The organism is Niallia sp. Kr1, assembly GCF_050389805.1.
Classification (GTDB): domain Bacteria; phylum Bacillota; class Bacilli; order Bacillales; family Cytobacillaceae; genus Bacillus_BD.
In genome coordinates this window covers 4,303,346-4,321,117 of record NZ_CP130945.1, presented here as the reverse complement: position 1 = coordinate 4,321,117, position 17,772 = coordinate 4,303,346, and the positions used below count along the sequence as shown (strand labels likewise).

General features: G+C 39.9%; 18 protein-coding genes. 11 read left to right on the top strand and 7 right to left on the bottom strand.

Going from position 1 to position 17,772, the window contains the following annotated elements:
* Window positions 1-21: 21 nt before the first annotated feature.
* Entirely contained in the window at window positions 22-783 is a 762-nt protein-coding gene (locus Q5760_RS21315; RefSeq protein ID WP_428909592.1) for an arylamine N-acetyltransferase family protein, read from the bottom strand.
* A 352-nt stretch (window positions 784-1,135) separates the two neighbouring features.
* Here Q5760_RS21315 and Q5760_RS21310 point away from each other — a divergent pair, with 352 nt between their 5' ends.
* Complete coding sequence (locus Q5760_RS21310; protein WP_428909591.1) at window positions 1,136-1,993, top strand: class II fructose-bisphosphate aldolase; 858 nt, start codon at window positions 1,136-1,138, stop codon at window positions 1,991-1,993.
* A 154-nt stretch (window positions 1,994-2,147) separates the two neighbouring features.
* Here Q5760_RS21310 and Q5760_RS21305 read toward each other — a convergent pair whose 3' ends face one another.
* Window positions 2,148-3,023, bottom strand: coding sequence for a class I SAM-dependent methyltransferase (locus Q5760_RS21305; protein WP_428909590.1), 876 nt, complete (start codon window positions 3,021-3,023; stop codon window positions 2,148-2,150).
* A gap of 120 nt (window positions 3,024-3,143) precedes the next feature.
* On the opposite strand from Q5760_RS21305, the gene Q5760_RS21300 reads away from it, so the two are divergent.
* From Q5760_RS21300 to Q5760_RS21275, 6 genes are all read left to right on the top strand, one after another.
* Window positions 3,144-5,084, top strand: a complete 1,941-nt coding sequence (locus tag Q5760_RS21300) for an FAD-dependent oxidoreductase (RefSeq protein ID WP_428909589.1) — start codon at window positions 3,144-3,146, stop codon at window positions 5,082-5,084.
* A gap of 67 nt (window positions 5,085-5,151) precedes the next feature.
* Window positions 5,152-5,658: a G/U mismatch-specific DNA glycosylase gene (mug, locus tag Q5760_RS21295; RefSeq protein WP_428909588.1), complete on the top strand. Its 507-nt coding sequence runs from the start codon at window positions 5,152-5,154 to the stop codon at window positions 5,656-5,658.
* Window positions 5,659-5,957: 299 nt separating this feature from the next.
* Window positions 5,958-8,333 carry a polyprenyl synthetase family protein gene (locus Q5760_RS21290; protein ID WP_428909587.1) on the top strand — a complete coding sequence of 792 codons (2,376 nt, stop codon included), beginning with the start codon at window positions 5,958-5,960 and terminating at the stop codon, window positions 8,331-8,333.
* A gap of 83 nt (window positions 8,334-8,416) precedes the next feature.
* A complete protein-coding gene (locus tag Q5760_RS21285) occupies window positions 8,417-9,679 on the top strand; it encodes an MFS transporter (protein WP_428909586.1) in 1,263 nt (420 codons plus the stop codon).
* Between the two features lie 126 nt (window positions 9,680-9,805).
* Window positions 9,806-10,363: a sugar O-acetyltransferase gene (locus Q5760_RS21280; protein ID WP_428909585.1), complete on the top strand. Its 558-nt coding sequence runs from the start codon at window positions 9,806-9,808 to the stop codon at window positions 10,361-10,363.
* Between the two features lie 129 nt (window positions 10,364-10,492).
* Window positions 10,493-12,475 carry a methyl-accepting chemotaxis protein gene (locus tag Q5760_RS21275; RefSeq protein WP_428909584.1) on the top strand — a complete coding sequence of 661 codons (1,983 nt, stop codon included), beginning with the start codon at window positions 10,493-10,495 and terminating at the stop codon, window positions 12,473-12,475.
* Window positions 12,476-12,524: 49 nt separating this feature from the next.
* Here the strand turns inward: Q5760_RS21275 and Q5760_RS21270 are convergent, their stop codons facing one another.
* From Q5760_RS21270 to Q5760_RS21255, 4 genes are all read right to left on the bottom strand, one after another.
* Window positions 12,525-12,788, bottom strand: a complete 264-nt coding sequence (locus Q5760_RS21270) for a hypothetical protein (protein ID WP_428909583.1) — start codon at window positions 12,786-12,788, stop codon at window positions 12,525-12,527.
* Between the two features lie 103 nt (window positions 12,789-12,891).
* A complete protein-coding gene (locus tag Q5760_RS21265; protein ID WP_428909582.1) occupies window positions 12,892-14,028 on the bottom strand; it encodes a zinc-dependent alcohol dehydrogenase in 1,137 nt (378 codons plus the stop codon).
* A gap of 14 nt (window positions 14,029-14,042) precedes the next feature.
* Complete coding sequence (locus Q5760_RS21260; RefSeq protein ID WP_428909581.1) at window positions 14,043-14,402, bottom strand: spore coat protein; 360 nt, start codon at window positions 14,400-14,402, stop codon at window positions 14,043-14,045.
* A gap of 15 nt (window positions 14,403-14,417) precedes the next feature.
* On the bottom strand, window positions 14,418-14,624 hold the full coding sequence (locus Q5760_RS21255; RefSeq protein WP_428909580.1) for a spore coat protein: 207 nt from the start codon (window positions 14,622-14,624) through the stop codon (window positions 14,418-14,420).
* A 140-nt stretch (window positions 14,625-14,764) separates the two neighbouring features.
* Here Q5760_RS21255 and Q5760_RS21250 point away from each other — a divergent pair, with 140 nt between their 5' ends.
* The 4 genes from Q5760_RS21250 to yhfH (Q5760_RS21235) all read left to right on the top strand — a co-directional run bounded on the left by Q5760_RS21250 (window position 14,765) and on the right by yhfH (Q5760_RS21235) (window position 17,065).
* Window positions 14,765-14,968, top strand: coding sequence for a hypothetical protein (locus Q5760_RS21250; protein ID WP_428909579.1), 204 nt, complete (start codon window positions 14,765-14,767; stop codon window positions 14,966-14,968).
* A complete protein-coding gene (locus Q5760_RS21245; RefSeq protein WP_428909578.1) occupies window positions 14,965-15,264 on the top strand; it encodes a spore coat protein in 300 nt (99 codons plus the stop codon). The genes Q5760_RS21250 and Q5760_RS21245 overlap by 4 nt, the downstream gene beginning before the upstream one ends.
* Before the next feature lie 798 nt (window positions 15,265-16,062).
* A complete protein-coding gene (yhfH, locus tag Q5760_RS21240; protein WP_428909577.1) occupies window positions 16,063-16,197 on the top strand; it encodes a protein YhfH in 135 nt (44 codons plus the stop codon).
* Window positions 16,198-16,930: 733 nt separating this feature from the next.
* The gene (gene yhfH / locus Q5760_RS21235; protein WP_428909576.1) at window positions 16,931-17,065 is read left to right on the top strand and encodes a protein YhfH; all 135 of its coding nucleotides are present in this window, start codon (window positions 16,931-16,933) and stop codon (window positions 17,063-17,065) included.
* Window positions 17,066-17,099: 34 nt separating this feature from the next.
* Here the strand turns inward: yhfH (Q5760_RS21235) and Q5760_RS21230 are convergent, their stop codons facing one another.
* The gene (locus Q5760_RS21230) at window positions 17,100-17,672 is read right to left on the bottom strand and encodes a GNAT family N-acetyltransferase (RefSeq protein ID WP_428909575.1); all 573 of its coding nucleotides are present in this window, start codon (window positions 17,670-17,672) and stop codon (window positions 17,100-17,102) included.
* Between the last annotated feature and the right edge of the window lie 100 nt (window positions 17,673-17,772).

Sequence of the window (17,772 nt, the reverse complement as noted above, 5' to 3'; positions counted from 1 at the left end):
TTGAATTTACTTATTACGAAATCAGATCTCCAACCCAAAATATCGGCGAGCAACCTCACTAATCTCACAATCTTCCACTTTTTCCTTTACCTTTTCGCTACCATTAACAATCGTCAACGTGTCACCAGATAACGTAATTCGACCATCTTCCGTTACTCGTGACAAAAAATAGATCTTGTTAAACTTCGAATCAGGAGAGGTTTCCGTCCAAACACAGATCGGTTGAATGGTTTCAAAAGTCCATTTATCCGGCGTTGGTGGTTCAAATCGATACAACGTTTCCCACTCATCACTAGATTTTTTCTGTAAATAATAAAGTGAAACAGCTTCCTCTTTTTTCACTCGATAAATTCCATCCGTATCGATCACTTCTTCACCGCTGAAGGGGACTGGAAGTCTCGGACAATTCCCGCCGAACCCAACGTCTACTAAATATTCCTCGCCATCGACGGGAACGATGATGAACATATGCGTGTTTTCAAACGCCCACTTGCCATTTCCTGCATACACAGTTCCAGCCATTAAATAAGGTCTAAATCCAAGCTCCTCTAGTAGATGGAAAAATGAACCGTTTAACTCGTAACACACACCTCCATGTCTTTCAATCACTAATTTTTGATAAAGCGCATCAACATTTAATGACAGACGTTTTTTACGAATAATATCTACATTCTCAAAAGGTACACATAATACGTGCTGTTTCTGTATATGAGCAAGATAGTCAAGTGTAGGCTCATTTATCTTAACAGCATCGATACGATCCAAATATTTTTCAATGTCCATTTAATCACCTTCTGTTTTTAATCTACAACTTTTAACAGTCCATTTCAATGAAACAAGGGGACGGTTCTAAATGTTTCATTCAATATTTTGAGCCCCTTGTTTTTAAAAAATAGTCACCATTAGTGAAACACGAAGAACCGTCCCCATGTTTCATAAAAGTGTCCAAATGTTGAACATTCAGCATAGTCTATCCTTTTATATTGGATTTTTATGAAAAAAAACTTTTTTTCATATATAATATAGCAGTGGTTATCTTACATAATATAGGCATAAATTTATACATGAGATCTATTTTATCGGTAAAAGACTGCACAGTGGTAAAGTACTTATTTCAAAGAGGAGGAAACACAATATGCCATTAGTTTCAATGACTGAAATGTTAAACAAAGCTTTAGAAAATAAATATGCGGTAGGTCAATTCAATATTAACAACCTTGAATGGACACAAGCGATTCTAGCTGCAGCAGAAGAAGCGAAATCACCTGTGATTTTAGGTGTTTCAGAAGGTGCGGCTCGTCACATGAGCGGATTTAAAACAATCGTGATGATGGTCAAAGGACTTTTAGAAGACATGAACATTACCGTTCCTGTTGCAATTCATTTAGACCATGGTTCTTCTTTTGATAAATGTAAGGAAGCCATTGATGCAGGATTTACATCTGTTATGATCGATGCCTCTCACCACCCATTTGAGGAAAACATCGAAATCACTAAAAAAGTGGTTGAATATGCGCATGCGAACGGTGTATCTGTTGAGGCTGAATTAGGAACTGTTGGTGGGCAAGAAGACGATGTAGTTGCAGATGGAGTTATTTATGCAGATCCACAAGAATGTAAGCAGCTTGTTGATCAAACTGGTATCGACTGCCTTGCTCCTGCATTAGGTTCTGTACACGGACCTTACAAAGGTGAACCAAAACTAGGCTATAAGGAAATGGAAGAAATCAAGAATCTTACAAATATGCCACTTGTTCTACACGGTGGAACAGGGATCCCTGAAGAGGATATTAAAAAGTCTATCTCATTAGGAACTTCTAAAATTAATGTAAATACAGAAAACCAAATGGCTTTCACAAAACGTGTTCGCGAAGTATTAGCTGAGAAAACAGACGTATATGATCCACGTAAATACATGCAACCAGGCCGTGACGCAATCAAAGCAGTCGTACTAGAAAAAATCGCAATCTTTGGATCTGGTAACCAAGCGTAATTAAAATTGGTCATTTAAGTGAGGTGCCAGTCACCTTCCATATATTGTAAAAAACTGAAGTTCTCATATTGAACTTCGGTTTTTTATTTGGTCGGGATTAAATGGAAGAAAATGGGGGGTGCCTGGCACCTCCCATTTTCTTCCATTTGCAAGATTATTTACGTGCGACTGTTACCAATGCGGGTGATTCGCTGGTGTGATTTTCCTCTTTGAAGTTTCCGTATTGGTTGATATTTTGGAATCCTACTTTTTCTAGCGCTTGTTTTAATTGTTGTGAGGTTATGGGATATAAAGGAATCGTATTGTCGATGGTTTCTCCGTCAATGGTTAATCTTGATGTGAAATGAATATGCTCATTCTTTTTTTCATAATGCCTTGTAAAAGTGAAATTTTCTTTTTCAATCACAGGAAACGAAAAGTCATCTTTAGCTAGTACCTTGTCATAGTTAACTTGCTGAAGAATCAGCTTGCCATTTTCCTTTAATTTTTCATAACACTGACCTAAAAAACGTTCAACTTCCACAATATTAGGTAAATGGGGCAATGTATTTCCAACACAAAGAATTCCATCAAAGTTCTCCTGAAATTCACCGAGTTTTTCCATTGTCTTCGTATGTACGGACAGTGAAATGCCTTTTTCCGCTGCTTTTTTCTTTATGGACTCGACCAACGTTTCTTCCGGTTCAGATGCTGTAACCTGCAATCCTCCTTGAGCAAGGGCTATCGCCATATTCCCAGTTCCCGCACCCATATCAATGATAGAATCCCCTTTTTGAAAACAGTTTGAGATAAATGCATAAGCGGTTTGATTGAGTGGAAAAATCTGGTCATAGTATGTAGATAAATCATGATAAAACGCCATATGAACGTGCCCCTTTCTTTTTCGAGAATCATTCTCCATAAAGGATAGCATAACCACTTTTTTATAAAAGTGATTCCAATCAAAAATTAGGAGTGGTACTTCAAACCAGTGATCCACTGTAAAAAAATGTAAGGTGCCTGGCACCTTACATTTTTTACCATCAGACATTAAACTTATGTCAAATCTTCTCCATATATCTGTTACATTTCGCACAGAAATGTCGAATTTATTGACTTATAATGATGAAATAGAGAGTTATTATTGCGAAATCATGAGGGGGACTTAATTTTGTATAATCATGTTTTAAGTACAGGCAAGATTGGCACGTTAACGTTAAAAAATCGAATTGTCATGCCTGGAATGTCCACTAACTTTGCTGGTCCAAATGGAGAAGTCACGGACCGGATTATAAAATATTATGAAGAGAGAGCAGAAGGTGGCGTAGGATTAATTATCACAGAATTTACCACCATCGATCACGAGCTAGGAAAAGGTGCACCCAATCAATTACGAATCGATCACGATAATTTTATACCAGAGCTGCAGAGGTTAACGAATGCTATACATAAACATGGGGCTAAACTTTTTGTACAGCTCCATCATGCTGGGCGGCAATCGAATTCCTTGTTGACAGGGGGAAAACAAATTGTCGGTCCAAGTCCTGTGATGATCAAAGCGGTAGGGGAAGAACCGAGAGAACTGACTACCGAAGAAGTCAAAGACTTGGTACAAAAGTTTATTCAAGGAGCTGTTCGATCCAAACATGCGGGCGCTGACGGAGTTGAAATTCATGCAGCCCACGGCTATTTAATTAACAATTTCCTAAGTCCGAATGCAAACGTGAGGAAAGACGAATACGGTGGTTCTTTTGAAAATAGAATTAGATTTTTAGAGGAAATTGTAGTTGGAGTTAAAGAGCAGTGCGGCGCCGACTATCCTGTGATTGTCAGACTAAGTGTTGACGAATTTGATGAAGGCGGAACAGATGTCGCTCTAAGTAAGAAAATTGCTAAGCACCTTGAAAGTTTGGGTGTAGATGGCCTTCATGCTAGTGCTGGGAACTATAATTCGATGGAGACGGTCATTGAATCCCCTGTATTTGAGCAGGGCTGGAGAGTCTATCTTGCGGAGGAGCTCAAAAAAGAGGTTGACATCCCGGTTATTGCCGTTGGGAATATCCGACAACCGAAATATGTAGAATCCATTATTGCGGACGGAAAAGCAGACTTTGTTGCCATCGGTCGTGGTCATATCGCTGATCCGGAATGGGTACGCAAAGTCTCGGAAGGTCGTGAAGCGGAAATTAGAATGTGTATCTCTTGTCTACATTGTGTCTATTCTAAAGAGTATATAGAGTGCTCAGTGAACGCCAGAGCCGGTAGGGAATTGGAATTTCCCCATTTTGAAAAAGTAGACGAGCCTCGACATGTGGTAATTGTTGGGGGAGGCCCTGGCGGTATGGAAGCAGCAAGAGTTTTAACAGAAAAAGGATACAGCGTTACCTTATTTGAAAAAAACGACCAACTTGGCGGGCAACTGAAACTAGTCACAGAGCCTGTTTATCGCAAGAAAACAAAATGGTATGTGGAATATATGAAAAATGAATTAAACCGACTGAGGGTCGATGTAAGACTGAATACAGAGGCAACCCTTGCAGAAATCCAGTCGTTAAACCCGTATGCAATTTTACTAGCAACAGGCTCACAACCGTTCACTCCAGAAATCGAGGGAGTTGACTTGCCAAACGTTTGTCACTACATTGATGTTAAAAAGGAAAAGAAGGTCCTAAACGATCAAAGAGTGGCTGTGTTAGGAAGTGGGATGGTATGTTACAGTACCTCAAAAGGGCTTGCTGAAAAAGGGAATACCGTGACGTATGTTGAATTACCAACAAAGTCAGGTAGTAAAATCAGCGGTGCCACTCGATTACGCTTGTTTGAAAAGTTGAAAAAGCTCGGCGTTCACATTATTACTGATCATAAAGTCGAGAAAATTCAAGAGACCGGGGTGTTATTGGAAGATACGCAAACAAGTGGGCAGAAGAAAGTTGAAGTGGATCAAGTCGTTGTCGCCATGGGAGTCACCGCGTATAATCCATTAGAAGAAATGCTTAAAGCGCATTTTGAACATGTATTCGTTATTGGCGATGCCGCGGGTCATGCCACACTAGCCGACGCCACAAGAGGCGGATTCGAAACCGCCTATCGAATAGAAGCACTTGCAAAATAAGTTGGGCGCCAGGTGGCTTCCAGGAACTGGAAGGTGCCTGGCGCCTGTCAAAAATTGGAGGGATTTCTTGAATTCTATTCCTGATATTATAGATGATCATTTGAAGATTCTTTTTGTGGGATTTAATCCAAGTATTCGCTCGGGTGAAACGGGACATCATTATGCCAATCCCAATAATCGTTTTTGGAAAATCTTATTTGAAGCGGGATTAACCTCAAGAAAGTACCATCCTGAAGAAGATGAAACGCTATTGGAACAGGGATATGGTTTTACGAATATCGTTTCAAGACCAACCAAAGCAGCTGATGAGATTACAAAGGAAGAATATCAGAATGGCAGGGTTGAGCTAAGGAAGAAAATCAAAACCCATTCCCCGAAGGTCGTCTGTTTTGTGGGAAAAGGCGTATATCTGCAATACAGCGGACGGAAATCAGCTCCTTGGGGAAAACAAGAAGAATCCATCGTTCCAGGAACCATCGACTTCGTTGCCCCTTCCTCAAGTGGACTTGTTCGAATGAAACTGGATGATGTGGTTTCGATTTATAAAGAATTGACCGAGATAATAAAAGAGTGATTCCCAAAAAAATGGGAGGTGCCAGGCACCTCCCATTTTTTTACAGAAAACGAGGTTGTAAGCACCACCTTCAGTAACCTATCCTACATTCCAAACTTGTATTATGGACCCTTTTCTTATAAGCTAAAAATAAAGAAGGAACTCAAGGATTTCCAGTAACTGGAAGGTGCCAGGCACCTTCTATTGCGCCTTCCGTTCTAATCTTTCGTATGATGCTATAGAATGGTATCATACTGTATTTGTAAATGAATTGATGAGCTGGGGCAGCGGAACTGTCCCTCTGTCCCGGAGGTAAAGGAATGAACAAGGCTTTAATGATTGATCCAACACAATGTTATAAGGAGGCGGAGCAGCGGGCTGCCGACTATTTTGCCGCGCTCGTATCTCACGTCAGGGAAAAAGATTTTATCCCAATCCTCACTCAAGATTTCAACGCATGGAAACAACAACATATCCACCAGCCTTCACTCTTTTCTATTTTTTCTCGAAAAAAGAAAGGTCCCGATTCTACAGATTATCACAGCTATATCCAGTGGATGAGGTACAGTGGAAAACTAGATCCTTACCTTGACCGAAGCATTTCCTATCTATTTATGAGGGATTTAGGCAAGGATTTAAATGAAAAGAAGACACAAAAAAGAGTTCGACAAATCGTAGACGATCTGAAAGAAAAATTGACAAAAGACAACGCTGAACAAAAATCAGACTTCTTTTCCTCAGACGGGCTTTATCGAAAAGCGCAGGAAGAGGGGATTCCCAACACCTATATTTGGCTGATGGAAAAACTAGAAATGATATCGACCCAGATTCCAGAGGAAATGGATGCCGATCATGCGGTGAGAAAATTAATCAAAATCATTGCCGGTGTTCTCATGCATGTGAGGGAAGAAATGGGGGACGAGACACCAGACATAGAACGGGCTAAAAGGCTTGATGAAGCGATTCGACTTGGTTATGCCTATGGATTGACCTATCCATTCATCGACGACCTTTTGGATGCAAAAATCCTGTCCCAACAGGAGGAAACCCAGTACTCCGAACTTATCCGCACCTCCCTGACAACAGGAGTTGTTCCAGAGCTAGGAGATTGGAATGGAAAAAATAAAGAATTCATTACATTCGTACATAGCGAGCTTCGAGAAGCCTTTGAATATATCAAAAACCATCAACAGCCAAGCAAAATGAAGTCCTTTTTCGAAGAGGCTTATGTCTTTTTTCAATCGCAAGAGGTTGATCGCAAAAAGGCTCTTTCCAATCCTCATTATAAAAATGAGGAACTCTTTATTCCTGTGATTCTAAAGTCTTTTTCATCTCGTTCGATCATTCGCTCGGTTCTGAGTGCACCCGAGGATGAAGGCTTTGAAAGCCGCACGTTCTATTATGGCATTTATAATCAATTAGCCGATGATTTCGCGGATCTGTTTGATGATTTACAAGAGGGATCCGTCACTCCCTATACATATTATTGGAAATATCACGACGAGCGTCCAGACTTGATCAATCCCTTTGAATTGTATTGGAGTGTCATCTCTCATTTAATCCACCATGTATACCGTTCGGATGCGAAAACTCGCGAAGTTATTCTCGATCGAGCCATTAACGGGTTGAAGCGGTTTAAGGAAAAAATCGGGGATACCGAGTATGAAAAATTGATGAATCTTTTAACCTCTGATATGCCACAGTTCAATTCATTGATTCAAAAGATGGTTGAAAAAGCAGATGATGTGGACTTTTTTGATAAACTGCTGCGGGACCATATGATTACCAATTTGAAAAGAGATCGGCAAGAGCGAGAGACATTCATAGATACTGTTGAAAAAGTTCGTTTGGAGTTGAACACTATATTACCCCTTACGGAAAAAGATCTGGATCCATCCTTTCATGACCATATTGTTGAGGCAGCCAACTACAGTCTTGTAGGGGATGGAAAAAGATTAAGACCTGTCATGGCATGGATGATGGGAGTCGAACATTATGGTTTAAGTCCAAGCGAAATCGAGCCGTTGTTGAAATCGTTGGAATATATGCACACAGCTTCTTTAATTCTCGATGACCTCCCTTCGCAAGATAATGCTTCGATTCGGAGGGGGAGACAAACGGTACATAAGGTTTACAATGTTGCGACCGCAGAGTTGACGAGTCTTTTTTTAACGCAAAAGGCGATTGAAGAGCAAACGAATCTTCAGGAGTTTCACGCCAAAACTGTTCTTCAACTAATCCGTTACTCCTCAAGAGTCACAGCGGAAATGTGCAAGGGACAGGCGATGGACTTGGAATCAAAAGGGAAGACATTGACCTTGGAGCAATTGAATACGATGTGTTTTTACAAAACAGGGATTGGCTTTGAGGCGGCTTTGATCATGCCTGCAATCCTTGCCATGGTCGAGGAAGAAGAAATTCAAGCTTTGAAAAGATTTGCTCGCCATGCAGGGGTCGCTTTTCAAATTAAGGATGATCTCCTAGATGTAGAAGGAACTTCAGAGCAACTCGGTAAACCAGTCGGCGATGATGCCCAACACATGCGTTCCACCTTTGTCACTATTCTAGGAGTAGAGGGCGCCAAACAAGCCATGTGGGACCAGTATAGCCAGGCGATGGAAACCATCGAACAAACACCTAAAAACATCCCCTTCTTGAAACATCTATTAAACTATATCATTCATCGAAAAAAATAAGATCGCGTAAAAAGTGGGTGCCAGGTTCCTTCCAGAAACTGGAAGGTGCCTGGCACCTTCTAAAATTTGGAGAGGTGGTTTAGGTGGACAAGGAATCAGTTACGTTGTTTGAAACAAAAACAAAACGTTCTTTTCATTATGGGTATGTGATTGTGGCTTTATCTTTTCTTGTGATGGTGGCGGCAATGGGGATCCGTGGTTCTTTTGGGACGTATGTGACGGAGTGGGAGCAAACGTTTTCGGTGAACCGGTTTTGGGTAAGTCTCGTTTCTTTTATCAATCTGACGGTCTATGGAATTAGCATTATTTTTGCAGGAAGACTTTCCGATATCATCGGTCCGCGTAAAGTCCTGACAGTAGGGATGGCCCTTCTTAGTTTATGTCTAGCCGGATCCTATTTCTCTACGAATATCGGTCATATGATTATTCTTTATGGATTGATTGGTTCGGTTGGGTTTGGATTTGTTTCCAATGTCACCGTGTCAGTCGGGATTGTTCGATGGTTTAAGGAAAAGAAGGGCTTAATGATTAGCATTGTTGTTGTTGGAATGGCAGCTGGTCCAATGATTTACGGTCCACTAAACCTGTTTCTCATTGAAGAGATCGGGTGGAAATGGATGTTTGTTCTGTATGGAGCGGTATACGGTCTTATTTTACTTCCACTGATTTTCTTTTTATATCGGGATAACCGGGCTCAAGCCATACCTGTTGAAAATGTTAACGTGGTTGATAAACAGAAGCTCCAACTAAGCACCCTATTAAAATCCATTTTTTTAATATTCCGATATCGAGTCACGTGGTTGATCACCATCACGTATGTCGTCTGCGGTTTCACTGATGTCGGTTTAATCTACACCCATATGATTCCATTAGGAGAACACAAAGGTTTTTCCGCGGTGATTCTAGGAAATGTCATGCTTTGGTATGGGGTATCCAATATCATCGGAACGGTCATGATCGGCTTCCTCACGGATAAATTTAGCAATCAAAAAATATTATCAGTTTTGTTTATGATCCGGGTCGTGGCGCTAATTTTACTATTGTTTATCGAACAACCTCTTTGGTTAATTACTTTTGCCCTACTGTATGGGTTTACTGATATTGCCACGATTGCACCGTTTACCATGTTGTGTAGTCATATTTTTGGTGAAAAACATATGGGCTCAGCGTTTGGTGTTATTAGCTTCACCCATCAATTCGGTGCTGCGATCGGCTCCCTAGTCCCTGGCATGCTCTTCAGCCTATCAGGCAACTACGAATCATCACTTTGGATTTCATCCATCCTCCTTATCATCAGCGCGATTCTACTATTATATATTAAAGACAAAAATCAACTCTCAGTCTAAGAGGGAATAAATGGAAGGTGCCAGGCACCTTCCATTTATTGGAACCCCAACCCCTGCACTTCCCTTGTTTTTTAAAAAGTTTATCGGTACCCTAGTACTGGAATAGTTTATCGAAGGAGTGTCAAGATGTCGGAAAAAGAAAAGATGCTAAGCGGTCAACCTTATTTTGCGGGTGGGGAAGAGTTATTCAATGAAAGGCAGCATGCAAAAGAAGTGTTGTTTGAGTTCAACGCCTTATCACCGAAGGAAGTTGAAAAACGAAACGAACTGATTCAAAAGCTCTTAGGCCATACAAAAGGCGAGTTTTTTATTGAACCTCCTTTTCGCTGTGACTATGGTTACAATATTACGCTAGGTAAAAATTTCTATAGTAACTATAATTGTACGATTTTAGATTGTGCACCTGTTACCATTGGGGACAATGTTATGTTTGGTCCTAACGTAAGTCTATTTACAGCAGGTCATCCAATTGAGCCAGGACCACGGAATGAAGGCATTGAATTTGCTCATCCCATCACCATTGGGGACAATGTCTGGCTAGGTGGCGGCGTGATCATCAATCCAGGGGTAACCATTGGGGACAATGTCGTTATCGGCGCAGGAAGTGTCGTTACAAAAGACATCCCATCCAATGTCATCGCAGTCGGCAATCCATGCAAAGTGTTAAAGGAAATCCCGAAATAGGAGAAATAGGGTGCCAGGCACTTTCCAGAAACTGGAAGGTGCCTGGCACCCTATGCAATATTACAACCTTTTCGTCGTTTTTGTGATATATTATTCTAGTAAAAAAATAATAGTTAGAAAGGTATAGAGATGAAGGAAATTTTTAAATTTAATAGCTTAAATAAGAAATTAATGACCATTTTCTTAGTTGTGACGGTTCTTCCTCTTGTGATTACGGCTTTTATTATTTTTTTCATAACCGGAAGAGAATTCTCTGGGCTGATTGATGATCAGCAAAAAGAGATCGAAACCGCCATGAAGACGGAAATGAATAATGTTTCAGAGGAGCTTCTAAGACTGACGTCAATTTATGCTCAAAATGAGAACCTCGTTCAAATGATGAAAAATAAGGATAGAGAGGGACTCGTACAGGAAATTAATCAAATTTACCCTCGACTTCAGGAGGAACATGGCTTAAAAGTATTTGAATTTGGCGATGCGTCAGGAACGGTCGTGCTCCGAGCTCACAACCCAGGAGAGTTCGGTGATAATAAACTGGACCTTCCGGCTATCGAACAAGCCTTACAGGGTGACGCTCATGCTGGAGTTGAAGTTGGGAAAAGCGGGCTTTCCGTAAGGGCCTTTGTCCCAATTATGGATGGCAGCGAGGTTATCGGTACGTTGCAAACAGGTATGGATGGAACCTTTCTAAACAAAATCACCCAATCGTATGATGGGGTAAAAGTGAATCTATACAATTTAGATGGATTTGTTGTGGTTTCATCGGAAAAAGAAAACATTGGAACTCAAATGGAAGATTCGGAGATTATAAAATCAATTGGTGAAGGCAATCGGGTAGAAAAAAGGAATGATCGGGAAATTGTATCCTATCTTCCTATCTATGATCCAACCAAAAGCGTTCTTGTAGGGATGATTGAGATTAATCAAGATATTACTGCCTTCTCAGAAACCAATCGGTATATTTCGTCGGTTAGCCTGTGGATGTCCGTGATAACCATTGTAGTGGTAGTGATGATTTCCTTTTTCTTTAGTCGTTCGATTTCGAATCCGATTAAAAAAGTAGCTGGCGTCCTTATACAATATTCGAAAGGAAACTTTCATTCGACTTTAGAAGGAAAGAAACGTCATGACGAGATTGGTCAACTAATGGAGTCCTCACAAGTGATGAAGGAGAAAATCTCCATTATGATCTCCGAAGTTTCAAAAGCCTCTCATCATGTATCGACGCAAAGTGAGGAGTTATCGGGAGCTGCTGGTGAAGTGAGAATCGGAACTGAGCAGATTTCGACAACGATGGGGGAAGTTGCATCGTCTGCAGATGATCAGACCCAAAAATTAAGTGAATTATCGCTCATGGTCCAAGAATTTGTTTCAACCGTTGAAGATACAAGTAAGAAGGGTGAAACCATTCGCGACTCATCTGTGGAAGTATTGGATTTAACCCATAATGGAAAAGAGTTAATGGATACATCCAATCAACAAATGAATAGAATTAATGAGATTGTAAAAGAGGCTACGGCTAAAATGAATGTATTGAACAATCAAAGTAAGCAAATTACCAATTTGACTTCGATTATTCAAGATGTTGCCGACCAAACCAACTTATTGGCACTCAATGCAGCCATTGAGGCAGCAAGGGCTGGGGAACATGGTAGAGGATTTTCAGTTGTAGCTGAAGAGGTTCGCAAACTAGCTGAGCAAACCAGTCAATCGGTGCAGGACATTTCGTTGATCATTGAGAACATTCAAAACGAAACGGTCAATGTTGTAGAATCCTTAAAAACAGGTTATCAAGAGGTACAACAAGGTACGGTTCAAATCAAAGAAACGAGTGAAACTTTCTATAAGATTACCTCATCTGTTACCACGATGGTTGATGAAATTCAAGCCATCTCAGAAAATTTACAGGGAATTACGAAGGAAAGTCAGCAAGTTAATACCATCTTTGAAGAGATTGCTCAAATCTCAGAAGAATCGCTTTCTGGTATGGAAGAAACCGCAGCAACCACTCAACAACTAAATAGCTCTATGGAAAACGTATCCGAAACATCCCACAAACTATCCTCATTAGCAGAGGAACTTAATAATTTAGTCGGGAAGTTTAAAGTATAAAGGGTGCCAGGCACCTTCCAGTTTCTGGAAGGTGCCTGGCACTTCTTTTTTATTTTCGATTTTGTTTTGGCATGAGTTCTTGGGCGAATTCAGCCATGGCATGATTCATGTTGCCGTTTCTCATCGTATTCATGGCGTTTTGAACCGTTCTAGAGATATCGACATTTCGATTGCGTCTCATACCATAGGCTGCAGCACTAGCACCTAAACCAATCAATGTCGTCCACATGATCGTTTTATTGTTTCGACGCTTGCCAAACATATTGCGTTTGTTTCTCCCCATCATGTTAAAAAGAGTGTTTAGTGTATTCATTTCGCAAACAACTCCTCTCGAAATTTGGATAGCAACAAAAGTTACCTTCCTCTATATAATATCTGCAATTAAAGACTCTCATATGCTGGCAATGATTTGAATCTTAAGGCTTTAAAACGACCTTAATGCAATCGTCTGTTTTGGTGTCAAAGACTTCATATCCATGTTTTGCATCATCAAGAGGGAGAACGTGGGTAATGATATCCGCCATATCAACTTTTCCTTTATTCGCAAGGTCATATAGAAATGGCATATAAGGAATCACCGGTGCTTGTCCGGATGAAATGGTAATATTACGTGAGAAAATGTCCCCGAGTGGAAAAGCATTATACCTACCACCATATACGCCCGTTACTTGAATGGTACCACCTTTACGAACGGCTTGGGTCGCCATGACTAATGCGCCCAACGCACCACCTTGAAGTTTCATTCCCGTTGCTAGAAACTCTAGCGGCGTGATCTTTCCATCCATCCCTACGGCATCAATGACAATATCCGCTCCGCCCCCAGTGATTTCTTTAATATATTCACCCGTATTTTCATGTTGTTCAAAATTAATCGTTTCCACTTTATTCGTTTTTTTCGCATGCTCCAAACGATAATCAATATAATCGACCGCAATGACCCGTTTAGCTCCTTTTAGCCAAGCAAACTTTTGTGCCAATAATCCAATCGGACCGCAACCCAAGATGACAACGGTGTCCCCATCTTTCACTCCTGCTTTATCGACACTCCAATATGCCGTAGGTGCCGCATCTGCGATTAAGACTAATTTTTCATCCTCAACCTCGCAGTTTTCAGGGATTTTAAAGGGAGCAAAATTACCGTAGGGAACACGCAAATATTCGGCTTGACCTCCAGCAATTCCACCATTCGTTTCGGAATAGCCAAAAAAGCCTCCTATTTCACCATGTGGATTTGAGTTATCACATTGACTCGTCAAGTCGTGATTACAATACCAGCAATGACCACAAGCCGCTTGAAACGGAATAATCACCCGATCGCCTTTTTTGACTTTTTTTACTTCCGGTCCTACTTCTTCCACAATCCCTAAAGGCTCATGTCCAATGACAAAATCGGTAGGTGTGTTTGGAATCATTCCATGAATTAAATGTAAATCAGATCCGCAAATCGCTGAAGTCGTAATTTTTACGATAATATCGTCATTGTTTTTAATATCGGGAGTTTTGACCTCTCGAACCTCTACATTTTTAATCCCTTGGTAGGTAACAGCTTTCATATGTATCAGCTCCTTTATTTATTCGGGGTCGCAAACATACCCAACCGATCCGTATCTTGTGGATATAAATTCATTTTCGCAATTTGGACAGCGGTTTGAGCTGATTTTAAATCCACCTCGTATTGTCTGCCGAAGTCACTCGGGTTTAACCAATCTTTTTTAATCATGAAATTGGAGAGCTCCTCATGCAAATCGATCGCTTTATTCATTTGTTTAAATAAAATTTTACGCAGCTCAGGGTTCGCTGTTTCTGTTAACGCAAAGCCGTAGTTACGAATCCCCGTTTTAACAGATAAAAGAAATTCCATCGCAATCGCCGAATCCGCTAAATTCGGCATTCCTTCTGCATTCCTCGGATCTAAGTAATCTTCCATTTTAACACCTCCACATCAGTGCAAAAGTTGATTTTTTTCATAAAACGTTACAAGTTCATCCATATCCTTAAGCGATTGTTGGACATCTTTTTCCATTAACCTCTTTAGTTCATTATCAAAACAAACTCCCTGCATCAGTTTTGATTTTAATAGGCAAACCGTTTTAAAATTTATGATTTCATGCGTTTCCATCGTTTCATGTAACGCCAATTTTTCTTCCATTTCATTACCTCCATAACAAGAGTAAACATGGTTATCTTCCCCTAATTGGCACTGTTTTTATACGGATGAAAAAAATGAATAATTTAGCGAAATCAAAGAAAGCTATGTATGCAAAAATGTAAATATTGGAGTGAGAAAGAATGAGTAAGCTAGCTCTTCATGAAACGTTAGACGTCCATGAGTTGTTAACAGCAAAAAATCTATCATTAACGAAAATAACCACGATGAGCAAATTGGTTACGGATCCCGAATTAAAAACGATTATGGAAGAGGACGTGACCGCATGTACTAGACATGTGGAGCAATTACAGGAATTACTAGGCGATGAGGAGGGTGTACAATGAATGACCTTATTCAAAAATTGGTCGGCATGGGCGGAATGACCGATCAAGTCATTGCCACAGACTTCTTAATTTCCACAAAAGCGGCAATCAAAGATTACTCGGTGGCGATTTCAGAAACAACTAGTCCAAGTGTCCGCGCCGTATTACGGGAACAATTACGTGATGCCGTAGAAACCCATGCAAAGCTAACCGACTTCATGATTGGAAAAGGGTACTATGAACCTAATGACATACGTCAACAATTGTCCGTCGATTTCCAAGCTGCCGACACCGCGGTGAATCTTGCGCAGAAGTGATGAAGGCGATCTTCGTAAGTTTGATAAAGACCGAAATAGTAAGGAAGTAGCGATGAAATGGTCTTCATGGGTTCGATGAAGACCGAAATAAGGTAGATGCATAGAGGAATAGGTCTTCATGGCTTCGATGAAGACCAAACTAAAGCGGAATCAAGGTAGAAACGGTCTTCATAAGCATGATGAAGACCAAAATGAAGTGCGAGCGAAGAGAAACTGGTCTTCATATAGATGAAGACCAAAATAGAGCTAAGGCAAAGCGATACAGGTCTTCATGGACACTCTGAAGACCAAACAAAATAGGGACCAAACAAAGCCCAATCGGTCTTCACAAGCCCCATGAAGACCAAAATAGTAAGAAGGCAAAAAGAAAATGGCCTTCATCCGCTCAATGAAGACCAAAATAACTATATAAAAAAGAAAAACCAGTCTTCATAAATTGAAGACCTAATCATAAACGAGGCTCCACCAAACCCAATCCAAATATCACTGGTCACGAGTCTGCCGTAGCAAGGCCAACCGCCTTAACGAAGCAAAAGTAAAGTCAACCGTATTCCGACTTTTTAGCCTTTCACGAATGGGGTTTGAATCTTCAAGGTAAATGTTTGATTTTTCATGAGTTCTCAAAAAATCATCTCCTTTTATTTAGAAGAATTCCCTGCTCACAGGCTCTGAATACAGGTAAATAAAGGAATGAAAAAAAGTATTAGAAAGCTCACATAACTTCTCTCATCTTACATATACTGTACCATAACAGGGTAAGATAATTAAATCTGTTCTAATAAAAAGGAGATGGTCAATATGTTACAAAGTCCAGTAGAATTTTTCAGAAGTTTACCAAAAAGAGAGTGTCCAGAGTGTGGTCAAGCGATTGAGGAGCAGGCAGAGTCTTACTTAATGGAATGTGACCATTGTTTAAGAGGCAAGGATGAATAAAGAACAAAAAGAGGTTCTAGAATATGTAGTTCCGCATGTGGAGAGAAGGAAAAAATTGAAATCACAAAAAAAATAGCAAAATATAAGGCATGGATTTCCATGCCTTATATTTTGGTTGTTTTATTTAATTCCATCTTAATATTACACGTGTTTTATGCGGACACTGAGTACGTTATTGTCATAGACAACGCTATTTTAGAAGATATTCGGACACTGAGTACCTTATTTACCATTAATTGCGAAAAAAAGACAACCTTTCAATTAAATAGCGGAATGTATGTCCTCTTAATCACACAAAATCACACAATTACCTTTTGCATGCAACACAATCAACATGGTATATAGTATCACTTTTACTACACCAAATAAGAGACTGACCACGGTTATTGTCAATCCCTTATTTGGTGTAGTATTTGTTGAAGTTCTTTATTTGTTGATATAACAGGGTCAAAAGCACTTAATTATTCTGGTATTGCGAAGATACTCTATAAAACGGAACTACTTTCTCGGAATAACCTGTTTGGTTCATACAAATATTTTAAAAAAGAATAGGATAACTGTTCTTAAATCTTTTTTTCTAAGTCTTTTAGGTGAATAGCCCTATTTTTAAAAATCCGCATTTATTTTTACAAAAAATCCACAAAAGCCCACATACATTGTTTTACCCCGCATATACTGTACCATAACAGAAGAACAGAAAATCATTTGTATTATAAAAAAGGAGCGGATAAACATGTTACAAAGTCCAGTAGAATTTTTCAGAAACTTACCGAAAAGAATGTGCCCAGAGTGTGGTGCAGTGATTGAGGAGCAAGCAGAGTCTTATATCATGGAATGTGATCATTGTTTAAGAGAAAAGGACGAATAAGAAAAAGGAGGCTGTTTCATAACAGCCTCCTTTTTTAAATCTCATCGAACAGATTCTTTTCCTGATTTTGATCAAAGGTTAGAACTTCATCTACCGGTTGGTACGATTCTCCATAAAAATCCTTATCTTTATACGTGTGAATCAAGTCATACGTTTTCTTCATCGCCTCGTAAATCGTTTTCTCCGATTCTTCATGAGGTGCCCAATATAGAATTTCCAAAGAATTGATTTCTTGTGTTGCCAACGACCTTCTGTGATAGCCGATCGACTGGGCATGCTCAAACCCTTCTTTTTTATAAAAATGGAGTCGTTTCGCTGTATCACTATCTTCATAATTAATCGGCTCGACTTCAAGAATAATGGGTTTGTTCTTCTGCTTTAATTTTTGAATTAATTTATGACCAAGTCCCTGGCCGCGAGCTTTGCTTGAAACAAGTAGATAGTCAATAAAGATAAAGCTATCCAATTCTACATACATCAAGACATGATTCGGTCCCTCATCCTTATGGTACATATTCGGACGCTCTTTCAGTAAGGCCTCCATATGCTCCTTCGATTTCATCTCTTCTATAGGAAAGTATTTATTTAACTTCTCATACCAATGCATCGAAAAAACTCCTTTAGAATAACTTTGAATATGGTCATTATTTGTTTCGCCACTATAAAATATTCGAAAATGGTTAGGTGCGTGTATCTTTGTTAAAAAT

Excerpts from the sequence above, each read along its gene's own strand:
- Q5760_RS21315 (WP_428909592.1), bottom strand. The coding sequence starts at position 783 with ATGGACATTGAAAAATATTTGGATCGTATCGATGCTGTTAAGATAAAT.
- Q5760_RS21310 (WP_428909591.1), top strand. The coding sequence starts at position 1,136 with ATGCCATTAGTTTCAATGACTGAAATGTTAAACAAAGCTTTAGAAAAT.
- Q5760_RS21305 (WP_428909590.1), bottom strand. The coding sequence starts at position 3,023 with ATGTCTGATGGTAAAAAATGTAAGGTGCCAGGCACCTTACATTTTTTT.
- Q5760_RS21290 (WP_428909587.1), top strand. The coding sequence starts at position 5,958 with ATGAACAAGGCTTTAATGATTGATCCAACACAATGTTATAAGGAGGCG.
- Q5760_RS21280 (WP_428909585.1), top strand. The coding sequence starts at position 9,806 with ATGTCGGAAAAAGAAAAGATGCTAAGCGGTCAACCTTATTTTGCGGGT.
- Q5760_RS21275 (WP_428909584.1), top strand. The coding sequence starts at position 10,493 with ATGAAGGAAATTTTTAAATTTAATAGCTTAAATAAGAAATTAATGACC.
- Q5760_RS21270 (WP_428909583.1), bottom strand. The coding sequence starts at position 12,788 with ATGAATACACTAAACACTCTTTTTAACATGATGGGGAGAAACAAACGC.
- Q5760_RS21265 (WP_428909582.1), bottom strand. The coding sequence starts at position 14,028 with ATGAAAGCTGTTACCTACCAAGGGATTAAAAATGTAGAGGTTCGAGAG.
- Q5760_RS21260 (WP_428909581.1), bottom strand. The coding sequence starts at position 14,402 with ATGGAAGATTACTTAGATCCGAGGAATGCAGAAGGAATGCCGAATTTA.
- Q5760_RS21255 (WP_428909580.1), bottom strand. The coding sequence starts at position 14,624 with ATGGAAGAAAAATTGGCGTTACATGAAACGATGGAAACGCATGAAATC.
- Q5760_RS21250 (WP_428909579.1), top strand. The coding sequence starts at position 14,765 with ATGAGTAAGCTAGCTCTTCATGAAACGTTAGACGTCCATGAGTTGTTA.
- Q5760_RS21245 (WP_428909578.1), top strand. The coding sequence starts at position 14,965 with ATGAATGACCTTATTCAAAAATTGGTCGGCATGGGCGGAATGACCGAT.
- yhfH (WP_428909577.1), top strand. The coding sequence starts at position 16,063 with ATGTTACAAAGTCCAGTAGAATTTTTCAGAAGTTTACCAAAAAGAGAG.
- yhfH (WP_428909576.1), top strand. The coding sequence starts at position 16,931 with ATGTTACAAAGTCCAGTAGAATTTTTCAGAAACTTACCGAAAAGAATG.
- Q5760_RS21230 (WP_428909575.1), bottom strand. The coding sequence starts at position 17,672 with ATGCATTGGTATGAGAAGTTAAATAAATACTTTCCTATAGAAGAGATG.